This window comes from Leptolyngbya sp. FACHB-321 (genome assembly GCF_014695975.1).
Lineage (GTDB): Bacteria > Cyanobacteriota > Cyanobacteriia > Leptolyngbyales > Leptolyngbyaceae > Stenomitos.
Window position 1 is genome coordinate 113,863 of sequence record NZ_JACJPI010000064.1, and the last position, 11,393, is coordinate 125,255.

At 48.4% G+C, this 11,393-nt stretch carries 8 protein-coding genes; 4 read left to right on the forward strand and 4 right to left on the reverse strand.

The window, feature by feature from the left end; all coding sequences use genetic code 11:
* The first annotated feature begins 144 nt into the window (after positions 1–144).
* Positions 145–4,548 carry a PAS domain S-box protein gene (locus H6F76_RS16170; protein WP_190509752.1) on the forward strand — a complete coding sequence of 1,468 codons (4,404 nt, stop codon included), beginning with the start codon at positions 145–147 and terminating at the stop codon, positions 4,546–4,548.
* A 76-nt stretch (positions 4,549–4,624) separates the two neighbouring features.
* On the opposite strand, the gene H6F76_RS16175 is transcribed toward H6F76_RS16170, so the two are convergent.
* Both H6F76_RS16175 and H6F76_RS16180 read right to left on the reverse strand, forming a co-directional pair.
* A complete protein-coding gene (locus tag H6F76_RS16175) occupies positions 4,625–5,365 on the reverse strand; it encodes a DUF2993 domain-containing protein (protein WP_190509754.1) in 741 nt (246 codons plus the stop codon).
* Between the two features lie 34 nt (positions 5,366–5,399).
* Positions 5,400–5,576, reverse strand: a complete 177-nt coding sequence (locus H6F76_RS16180) for a hypothetical protein (RefSeq protein ID WP_190509756.1) — start codon at positions 5,574–5,576, stop codon at positions 5,400–5,402.
* Positions 5,577–5,707: 131 nt separating this feature from the next.
* Between H6F76_RS16180 and H6F76_RS16185 the strand changes: the two genes are divergently transcribed.
* Positions 5,708–6,493, forward strand: a complete 786-nt coding sequence (locus tag H6F76_RS16185) for a hypothetical protein (RefSeq protein WP_190509758.1) — start codon at positions 5,708–5,710, stop codon at positions 6,491–6,493.
* A gap of 254 nt (positions 6,494–6,747) precedes the next feature.
* Here H6F76_RS16185 and H6F76_RS16190 read toward each other — a convergent pair whose 3' ends face one another.
* Together H6F76_RS16190 and H6F76_RS16195 are read right to left on the reverse strand one after the other, a co-directional pair.
* Positions 6,748–6,936 carry a CPXCG motif-containing cysteine-rich protein gene (locus tag H6F76_RS16190; RefSeq protein WP_190446902.1) on the reverse strand — a complete coding sequence of 63 codons (189 nt, stop codon included), beginning with the start codon at positions 6,934–6,936 and terminating at the stop codon, positions 6,748–6,750.
* 29 nt (positions 6,937–6,965) lie between these two features.
* Complete coding sequence (locus H6F76_RS16195; RefSeq protein ID WP_190509760.1) at positions 6,966–8,609, reverse strand: radical SAM protein; 1,644 nt, start codon at positions 8,607–8,609, stop codon at positions 6,966–6,968.
* A 976-nt stretch (positions 8,610–9,585) separates the two neighbouring features.
* Here H6F76_RS16195 and H6F76_RS16200 point away from each other — a divergent pair.
* Together H6F76_RS16200 and H6F76_RS16205 are read left to right on the forward strand one after the other, a co-directional pair.
* On the forward strand, positions 9,586–10,308 hold the full coding sequence (locus H6F76_RS16200) for a hypothetical protein (protein ID WP_190509762.1): 723 nt from the start codon (positions 9,586–9,588) through the stop codon (positions 10,306–10,308).
* Positions 10,309–10,491: 183 nt separating this feature from the next.
* Positions 10,492–11,226 carry a peptidoglycan-binding protein gene (locus tag H6F76_RS16205; RefSeq protein ID WP_190509764.1) on the forward strand — a complete coding sequence of 245 codons (735 nt, stop codon included), beginning with the start codon at positions 10,492–10,494 and terminating at the stop codon, positions 11,224–11,226.
* Positions 11,227–11,393 lie beyond the last annotated feature (167 nt).

Sequence of the window (11,393 nt, forward strand, 5' to 3'; positions counted from 1 at the left end):
TCCATTACCAAAGATCGGCGGGGTCGCTAGGAGATCCTAAAGCGCTTTTGCATCAAGCTCTGGCTCGATGGCAGAAGCTAATTAATGTTACAAAAGAGTCTAAGTATTTTGCTACGGTTAGATGAACATATTGCAATACCGTGTATGAAAGCAGAACGCTTTAAGAGTCTGCGTAAATACTGTCGAGATGATGCCACTTTTGAAGCGTTGCAACAGTCTCTTTGCGACCTCGAAACCTACCAGCAGCAACTCGAAACGCGACTGGAATCATCACAGCGCCAAAACCATGAGCATTCACAACAAGTTCTGTTTCAGGCATCGCTGCTTGATCAGGTTTGCCATGTGGTGATTGCAACCGATCGCAAGGGGCACATTATTTACTGGAATCGGTATGCTGAAGTACTGTTCCAGTGGCAAGCCGCTACGGTTAGCGGGCAAAACATTTACACCTTGCTCGTTGGCAAAAACGGTCAAAAAGTCGCCCGTAAACTGCTGACGCGCACAACAAAGGCAATCCCGTGGCGAGGTGAGCTGTTGTTGCAGCGCCAAGATGGGAGCCAGTTTTGGGCAGAAGTCATTAATGCTTTACTGCATGGTGCTGACGGACAGCCGAGCGGGTTTGTGGGGATCGCGATCGACATTACGGAACGCAAACAGGCACAAGCACTGCTAGAAATGCAGGCAGAAACGCTACACGCACAGATGCAGTTGTTGGATCTAACCAACGACGCGATGATGACGTTTAGCCTGAATGGCGCGATTTCGTTCTGGAACCGAGGCGCACGTGAGCGCTATGGTTGGACAACCATCGAAGCGCTAGGGCAGAATGTTCACACTCTCCTGCAAACTCAATTTCCTCGATCGCTCAAGCAGATTAAGGCGCAGTTGCTGCAAGAGGGACGTTGGGATGGCGAGATTATGCATACCCATCGCAACGGCACCACAAGCGTTGTAGCAAGCCATTGGGTACTACAACGCGATGAAAACGGTCGTCCACTGGCGATTCTGGAAACAAGTAGCGACCTTACCCAGCATAAACAAACAGAGGCAGCGCTCAAAACCGCGCACGAACAGCTAGAAGCAGACGTAGCCGCACGCACTGCTGAACTGGCACTGGCAAATGCCGCCCTGCAAGCCGAGATTGCTGAACGGCGGCAGGCAGAGACAGCCTTGCAGCAAGCCGAAGCAAAATATCGCAGCATCTTTGAGAATGCGATCGAAGGTATTTTTCAGACCACGCTAGACGGACGGTATCTCAGCGCCAATCCAGCCCTGGCAAAGCTACATGGCTACGACTCGCCCGCTGACCTCATCACGCATTTAAGTGACATTCGACAGCAGCTTTATGTAGAGAGCAATCGACGCGACGAGTTTGTCCGCCTGATGCAAACCAACGGCACCGTAGAGGAGTTTGAATCGCAGGTCTACCGCAAAGACGGCAGTACCATCTGGATTTCCGAAAACGCTCGTGCAGTCTTTAATGCAGAGGGTGAGTTGCTGTATTACGAAGGCACCAGCGAAGACATTACGGAACGCAAACAAGCAGAACTGGCGTTGCAGCAGAGTGAGGCACGGTATCGAGCGATCGTTGAAGACCAGACAGAAATGATCAATCGCTTTTTGCCCGATGGCACCATTACCTTTGTCAATGAAGCTTACTGCCGGGGGTATGGCAAAACTCACGCTGAACTGATTGGGCTAAACCTCATCTCGCTGGTGCCAGAAAGTATGCGGGAATCGCTGCAAGCGAAAATTGCTGCACTGAGCCACGAGCGCCCAGTGATCACAGCCGTTCAGCCCTTCATAACATTGGAGGGTGAATTGCGTTGGTATCAGTGGATCGATCGGATCATTTGTGATCCGCAAGGCAAGGTGGTCGAAATACAGGGAACAGGGCGAGACGTCACCGAACAAAAGAACGCTGAGCAGGCACTGGGGGAAAGTGAAGCAAAAAACAGTGCCCTGCTACATCTGATCCCTGACTTCTGGATTCGGCATCATCGGGATGGCACCAATCTAGACTGCAAAACCGATCGAGCCAGTGAATTGGCACTGCCGCTTGACCAAATCATTGGCAGAAAATTTCAGGAGTATTTACCACAAGAAGTCGCACAGGAACGGCTGGCATATATTGCAGAAACGCTGGCAACAGGCGAAGTACAGACCTTTGAGTACCCAATAGAAATTAATGGTGAATGGCGCGAACAAGAGTCGCGGATGGTGGTTTGTGGCAAGGATGAAGTGCTGGCTATCGAGCGCAATATTACCGAGCGAAAGCGCGCAGAACGGCAGCTTTATCAACAAACAGAGCGTGAGCGGCTGCTCAGTACGATCGCCCTTCGGATTCGACAATCACTTAACCTGGAAGAAATCCTCTATCGGACTGTGGCGGAAGTGCGCCAGTTTTTGCAGACCGATCGCGTACTCATCTACCGCTTTGATGCAACCACTGAAGGCGTGTTAGTAGCAGATTCGGTTGCACCGATATGGGATGTCCATACAGACAGCAATCTTCATCAAGTCTGGTATCGCGATCAGGCGGCGACTTATGAGCAAGGGAGAACGTACGTTGTCAATGATTTTTCACAGCAGGGGGTATCGGCTGACTACCTGAAAATCATGCAGCGGTTGGCGATTAAAGCCAAGCTAGTTGTACCGATCCTGCAAAGTGAGCAGCTTTGGGGCATTTTGGCAGTGCATCAATGCTCTCAAGCCCGCCAGTGGCAACCGTTTGAAATCGCCTTATTAGAGCAACTAGCAATCCAGGTCGCCATTGCCATTCAGCAAGCGCAACTGTTTACCCAGGTGCAGCAGCAGGCACAGCGCGAAAAGCTGCTCAATCAGATCAGCCAGACGCTCAACTCTAGCCTTGATGCCGGCTATATATTGCAAGAGATTGCCAATCTCACTGGCGAAGGCTTCAATGTCGATCGCGTGATGATTCTAACCATTACGAGCGAAGTGGAAGTTAGTCATGAATGGCGGACAAACGATCAGGTGATTTCGGAGCTTAGTTTTAAGGTGCCGCTAACAGACTTTCCTGATCTACTGAATTTAAGCTCTGACTTCCACCAACGTCGCTTCTTCCATGCACCTGATTACAATCGAGTAGCGCTAACCGCTGCCCGTAAACGTCAAATTGAGGAAGCGCAGGTACGCTCCGTACTCTCCTCTCCCATCTTGATTAGTGGTCAGCTTTTTGGGGCTATCTCACTCCATACCACAACCTGCTATCGCACCTTTACAGAAGAAGAAATTCAGCTACTCCAGCGCATTGCTGATCAAGCGGCGATCGCAATCTCTAACGCTCAAAGCTATGAGCGGCTAGAACACCTCGTCCAGCAACGCACGCAGGAACTAGAGCAAGAAAAGCGCCTCTCAGAAGCTGCTAACCGTGCCAAGAGCGAGTTTCTGGCAACGATGAGCCATGAGCTACGGACTCCGCTCAACGCTATTCTGGGCTTATCGCAGCTGTTAGAGCAGCAAATCTTTGGTGAGCTAAACGCTAAGCAAGCTGAATATATCAGCCACATTCACAGCAGTGGGGATCACCTCCTTCTGCTCATCAACGATATTTTAGACCTAGCAAAAGTTGAGTCTGGTCAAGATAACATCAACCCCATTGAAATCAATGTTTTAGAGCTTTGTACTTATTGTCTAACCCTCATGCGCGAACAGGCGTACGATCGCGGCTTGCAGTTACTCAGTCAGTTTGACCATGCCGTTCACATCTGCTTTGCCGATGAGCGTCGCTTGAAGCAAATTCTCATCAACTTGCTCTCGAATGCGATTAAGTTCACGCCAACAGGTACCGTCTCCCTCATCGTTGCCAGACAGTCGCAGGGGGTTGCCTTTACGGTTGCAGACACCGGTATTGGTATTGCTGCTAACCAGATCCCACATCTGTTCATGCCGTTCTCACAGCTTGATAGCCAGCTTAATCGTCAGTATGCCGGTACAGGGCTGGGGTTAGCGCTTTCTCGCAATCTTGCCCGACTGCATGGCGGCGATATTACTGTGACGTCGATCGAGGGTGGAGGTAGCCGCTTTACCCTTTATCTACCAGATGCTCAAACAGCAGCCCCATCTCAGGTTGTGGCATCTGCGTCATCTATGCCCCAGGCACTCTACACCCCGTCTAAGACAGCGCACCGCATTCTCGTTGTAGAAGATGATCCCTGTAGTGCCATCGTGCTTCAAGATTATCTCCACGCACTAGGGCACCAGGTTGAGCATCTGCGGAATAGTGATCGTTTCTTAGAGACAGTGCAGCACTTACAGCCTCGCTTGATTTTACTAGATGTACAGCTCACTAGCGATCGTACGGGTCTAGATTTGCTTGCCGCACTTCGCGCTCAACCAACGCTACAAGACATTCCAGTAATTATGGTGACAGCCATGGCGATGGCAGGCGATCGCGAAACATTCATCACAGCCGGAGCAAACGCTTACCTCAGCAAACCGATCGCCATTCCACAGCTTGAGTTGTTGCTATCACAATATTTGTGCGATCCAACAGAGCAGTTGCTTGAAAAACCTGACAGTTAAATTAGGAAGGCTAAATTAAGCACTACGAAGGGACCGGGTTTCAACTGCGTTCATCCTTTTGCTGTTGACTGTGCGACTACAGCGAAGGCATTTGAGGAATATGAGCTTCAGTTTCAACCAATAGTTTGCCTGCTTGAATTTCCATACGTTTGACTTTAATTGCCATGCCTTCAATCTCGATGTAAGGCTGCGCTAACAGTTGCTTAAACGTTTGTAGAAGGGCGATCGTGAACTCGATTGAAAGAGCTTCTCCAGATTCACAAACAAATGATTCTAAGCGCACAGGCTGCTGACCAGTACGAGGCAGAATTACTACTGCAAACCCAACCTGCCGAGTCGTTTCCCGCTCATGCAGAAGGGCAGTACCATCCAGTCCAATCTTGCCATCAGCCGGTAACGTTACTGCAACAGGTTGCCCAAGTTCTACAGTGACGGGTTCTCCTTCCACATTAAGCTTTAACGAAGGCAAGCGTTGGGTAACAGCTTCTGCCTGCATTGCTCGGTTCAAATCAGCTTCTGTCAAGGCAATCTGAGCCGTTGCATCAAGCGGTTGGTCTAACTTTAGTTGCCCCAGCAGAATGCTAAGCGGATTAAAGGAAAGGCGATCGGTCTGTACCGCCATCTTGTCTACCCGAACATCCTGCACCACAACGCCCCGCCCGTTAATAGAGACAGAATCTGCCTTACCTTGAGCCGCTTTCAAGACATCCGTGCTGACATCAAGGTTTAAGTCTTCTGCCTCTTCTAACTGGCTAGACAAAGCTGCTTGGGCAGCCTGCGAAATGACCTGTTCATCTAAGCGGGGTTCTTTCGACATAGGTCTCAGCTTCTAACACTTCAGTACTGATAGCTTAACGGCTGCTAGAAAACCATAAATCTGTAGCATGGCAGACATCGGGCGCAATAAATCTAGCGTAGGGGAAGTTTGACGCGATCAAAGCCCTTGAAACCATTAAGCGTGCCTTGAACATGGGGATCACGATCGCAATCTCTAGTTCACCGGCGCGTATGGATAGGTCAAAGAACAAAATGAAGCCTCTTTCGATCGAGCCATTTATGCAGCCTGAAACTCGCTCGCAGTTGACTCTTTTGAAAGAGGAAACAATACCTTTTGCTTCATTAGGCTATGCCTGTACATTCGTTCCTCACACAACAAATTATGACGAGCAAGCAAGATTCTAAGAGCCAGCAAAGTGCTTCTAAGGAAACCGAACAAAAGCACCAACAGAGCGGTGCCGCTTCCAAGGCTGTTGCCCCTGATCAAGGTTCTAACAACGACACGCAAGCACTTGACTCTTTACTGGAAACGTTGGGTGGTGATCTGACCTCGATCGACACTGAGGCTGCTCTCGGCGCGATCGACGAGTGGCACGGCACCCTGCAAAAAGCTAAAGAGCCAGCAGTCAAGGAACTTGCGAATGGATTGAAAGAACTGAAGCAACTTCTAAAAGGTGGTAAGGCGACAGGGCATGACATTGGTGAAGTGTTGTCTCACATCGGCGACCAAACCAGCGATATTGCGGCTGAAGCAGATAAGGGCATGAAGACTTCGCTTCAGAAGTTGGGTAAGCAGTTGTCTAAAGCAGGGCAATCGCTTGGCAAAGCCGAAGATAAGGAAGCGGCTGAACAAATTGAGTCGTTGAGCGAAACGCTAGAAAGTGACTTGACTAAGGTTGATACCGATACAGCTATTGGGGCGATCGACCATTGGTACGGCTTACTGCACAAGTCTGATAACGAAAGCTTGCAAGAAATTGCCAATGGGTTGAAGGAACTGAAGCAAACCCTCAAGCGCAAAACTGCCAATGCGTCTGACATTGCCGAAGTCATGACCAAGATTGGGGAACAAACGACCGAAGCGGCTTCAACCGCTCATCGCGGTCTCAAAGGTCCCATCCAGAAATTTGGTAAATTGCTTAGCAGAACAGGCAAGTCGCTAGGGTAAGGCTGACTTGGCAAACCTGCGTAACCTTTAGAAAAGGTTGTCTGAGTGCAGCACAACCTTAAGGACAAAAAGCTTTTTGTTTCTATAAGTTGGTAGCCTGCTTCTCAGCAAGCATTACTGTACCAGATTCAATTTGACACCTTTACGCTTGAACCTAGGGCTTCTTCAAGTTGAAGCTCTGCGCTCAAGAGGAATGTGCCAGATTGGGTCTGGTTCTTCGCTTTAAGAGACAAACATCCTACAGAAAAATCCCCTCAACCTTCGTATTCACTGTCAATTTCAATCTCTAGCGTCTCTTCGTCAATCCGCACATAAAGAATGTTTGGTCGGCAGCAAACCTGGCAGTCTTCTACATACGACTGCTGACTGCCACCGCTGATATCTACAAACGTGGTGTTTTCTTCGCCACAGTAAGCGCAGTAGTATTCTGCCGTGTTCTGCATAGCGTTCCCTTTAGCCTGATACCTCCACCCTACTGCAACAAGGGGAGCACCTCAGCTGATCGCTTAAAATGTTCCTTGGCGCTTGCTAGATGTTTGAGTAACGTGGCTTGTGGTAATGGACCTTGCAAATGGCTCCAGGGAAGCGTTTGCTCTAGTTGCCAATTGGTGTAAACGTAGTAGTCCAGGTTAGGAAGTTTGCCCCGCAGTTCCTTAAAGGCGCGACGGTAGCTGCCTAGTGAATCGCCATAGTGACGGGTCAATTCCAACAACTGTGACAGACGACGATCGCCCCTCGAAAGCAGCGTTTGAATGACCGACCAGTTATAACTTTCAGGACGAAACTCAATACCTTGTGGGCGCAACTGCTTTTGAAGGAATTGCAGCCGCTTTTCAGCCTGAGTATTCACACCAAACCATTGAAACGGTGTGTGCGCTTTGGGCACGAAGGTACTACAACCAAACGTCAGACGCAATCCTGGCACGGTTTTCTTAATGTCTCGCAGCATTGCCACTGTTTCATCGAGGTCTTCTGGTTCCTCACCTGGTACGCCCACCATCCCGTAGAGCTTGAGGTTACTGAGTCCGCCTACTTTGGCGTTCATGGCTGCCTGGATTATTTCGTCGTTGGTCAGCTTTTTGTTGATAATCTGTCGCAGACGATCGCTCCCACTTTCCACGGCGATCGTAATCGAGCGAGTGTCGTGCTTTGTCAGCGTTGCTGCCAGCTTGGGCGTGACGGTATTTGTCCGCACCGAGGCAATGCTGAGTCGCACATGATCGTAGTCGGGACGATTGAGATAATCTAGCAGCGTTTCAAATTCGGGATGTTGGGTGACAGAGGCACCAAGCAAGCCGAGGCGGTCGGTAACAGTCAATCCTTGCGCGATCGCCGGGATTAGCGACTCCTCCACACTTGCCGTCCGAAACGGAAGCGTCAGATAGCTGGCAAGGCAAAAGCGGCACATCTCTGGGCAGCTTCGCACCACTTCGATCATGTAAATGTTTTCCCAAGCTGCTTTCTCGGTGACGACGGTCGATGCCGAGAGGGTATTGCCCCGATAGGTCTGCTTTTCAATCAGCGCTGGAATGTCTGCATCAAGGGGCGCGATCGACGCTAAGGCACCATCAGGGCTGTGATAGGTTGCCATATACAAGCTAGGTACATAAATCCCTGGCACCTGCGCTAGGTGGCGAAGTTGAGTTTGGCGATCGGCATGACGTACCGAGCGATACGCAGTGATAAACTCGCCCAGCAGCAGTTCTCCATCGCCCAGCAAAATGATGTCAAAGAAAGCCGCAAACGGTTCTGGGTTCGCTGTCAGCACAGGACCACCACCAAACACTAGCGGCTGCGCGTCCGATCGCTCAATTGCCCGAATAGGTATTTCTAGCGCTTCTAGCAAATTGAGCACATTCACATAGTCCAATTCCCAAGACAGCGAAAAGCCCAGGAGTTCAGGCTCCGATGGCAACGGCTCCTGTACATCAGTAAACAAGCGGCTCACCTGCACATCAGCCCGTGCTGCTAGAGTTGCCCACACAACCTGATAGCCCAGGCTAGTAATGCCAACGCTGTACTCATTGGGAAACGCAAAGATGGTCGGCACGGCATCAGCCGCAGGCGTTGCCGGAGTGAAAAGCAACCGTTCGGCAGCAAAAGGAGAAGCAGTCATATCTTAAGCAAGAGGAGAGAACGGATTGCAATGTCCTTCCCCTGTTGTAGCTTTTCTTGCACCCTTACCGTTGAACATTTTCTCAGCCCAACGGTTGTCATCGGCTTGAAAACCAAGCAGAGAAGATGCTTGAACCTTTTATCACGCTAGATTAGCCCGCCGTTCAATTTGCTTGCCCTTGAGCAGAAAAGCAAACAAGCTTGCCAGATCTCTGTAGCTAAGTTCCTAAGCACTTTGGATATGGCAGTTCACAGCCTTTCGGCTCATTAAGGTTTCGCTGCATTCGTAAATTAATTGATCGATCGCTGTTTCAGCACCGCAATCAAGAAACCTGAATCTCAAATCAAGAAACCTGAACCTGAAATCAACAAACACAAACCTGAAATCAAGAAACGCTTACTTGAATTAAGTAATACTTATGCAAATTCAAGAAACCTGAATCTGAAATCAATGAATGCTTATCGAAAATCAAGAAATGGGTATACGTTGCTTGATTTTTAACTTACGAAGCACTTAGTTTCGCAGTAGAGGGCGATCGAGCTGATAGTTAATGAAGAGAGATGAACCTAAAAACCAAAAATAATCTAAAGTTGTTAACCTTATTCTTTTTACAAGGCTAATATGCAGACAAAGCAGAACCTCATCACCTCGATCTTTTAAGCTGCGAGGGTTTAACTTAGATCATTCAAATCAAGGATCTAAGACTGCAAGCGTCAGCCTATACCCTTCATATGGGGTGGATAGACAGACTTTGTCAGTCTAATAAATGATTATATCGCTCTATTCTAGGTAGGTCTTAGTAGGGAAGTTATTGATTCGGGCACGATCACAAGTTTGTTAAGGCGTATCCTCAATAGCAGTACCAAAACTTGCTCGTACAGTAACCTAGTAGATTAGGTTAAACATTGATCAAAGATGGCGTAAGTGTGTGTATTAGTTTTGTATGTATTAGTTTAGGGTGCAAAGGAAAGAAATTGTGTCTGACAATAACTCCAGCAGCAAGCAACCGTGGATTATTGCAATTGCATTAGTCGCCATTCCTGCCTTTGCCTCGATCGCTGTAGAGTGGGTCAAAAAGCCACATCAGCCTACACAGCAAGCTTCCACCTCAATTCCAGCACCGTCTGCTACAAACTCACCATCTTCTTCTCCGAAAGAAATTGCTAAAGAATGGCGACAGAAAGCTCGTCAAATATTGCCCCCAAGGTCTGGCAAATTGGATCATGCAAAAGGGCTCGTTAATGTGGAGACATTGGGACTTAACGAACGTAACATAATTATTGAAGCAACCTTTTACAATCCTTATGACACTGATATCGGAGATTGGTCGTATGGGTTTGTATTTCGTAGAATTCAAAAGTCAGATGTATCTGATACCTTCGATTTATTTGTTCAGTCTAACAACAGCTCCTATGTTCTTCACAATTCACGTCAAGAAGGATATCGAGCAGCGAAAGAGGCTGGTAGTGTTCCTAATTTAGATCTATCTCCTCACGGTTCTAATAAGATCAGTGCATATATCAAGGACGGTGAGGCTCTACTCTTTGTTAATGATAAATATATCAAGACTTTAGATGTTTCATCATTGACCGCTAATGGTGATGTTGGAGTTGCGGCTAATTTTAATGTTGAGGGTATACAGGGTAAATCAACTCGTTATCTTGATCTAGTAGTTTACTCACTCAATGCTGTTGAATAGCAATTTCAAATTCCTAGTGAGTGGCACAACATAACAAACCCAATGTATTCGACCGCCGAAAAGTTGTCTGTAAGCGTTCAGGGTTGTCTGCGGCAGGTAATTAGGAACGTTAGACCCTGCTTCCAATTACACATTTTTCTTTCAGTCATATACTTTCCGTTCCCGAAAAAGAGGAGGCTAATTATGACTACAGCTAAAAAGGTTCTTACCATTGCTGCGTCCCAGTTAGGAATATCCGAGAGTCCAGTCGGTACGAACCGTGTTAAGTACAACGAATGGTATGGGATCAACGGTATTCCCTGGTGTGCGACCTTTGTCAGTTGGGTGCTTGATAAAGCTGGATTAACCGAGCTTCGAGGGGTGCAAAACGAACGCGGTGCTGCCTATTGCCCCTATATTGAGAAGTATTATCGCCAGCAAGGGCGATGGCAAAGTATGCCACAGGTTGGTGCAATCGTTTTGTTTGATTGGGATGGTGATGGGACATCCGATCACATTGGTTTTGTGGAACGCGTGATAAACCAAAGTGAAGTAATTACTATCGAAGGCAATACCTCGGCTAGCAACAATAGCAATGGTGGGCAAGTTCAACTCCGATCACGCTATTCATATCAGATTCGCGGCTACGGAATACCTCTCTATCAAGGTGAGAATGGTCCATTGGATCTGAATGAGCTGTCTTATGAGGAACTTGGGGAGCCTCAACTTTATCTCACCTCACCGCTGATTAATGGAGTGATTGTCAAGCACGTTCAACAACGCTTGCTTCAGTTGGGTTATTCAGTTGGAGTAGATGGTCCCGACGGTTGGTATGGAAGTGATACTGAAGCCGCAGTGAAGCTTTTCCAAGAAGCGAAAGGGCTGGAAGCGGACGGTTGGGTTGGTCGGGATACATGGACGGCTCTCTTTAAGGTTTAGCCTATTACGACATTGGAAGGGTGAAACCCACTAGTGAGGTTGCCAAAATCATCTGCCGCCGCTACATAATGCCGTTAGCCGGCCTTGGTCGAGCGCTCGAGCACTAAGTTGCCGTTAGTGTTTCAGCTCTACTGGATATCTAAGTTTTGGCTTGTTTTGTTCTAAAC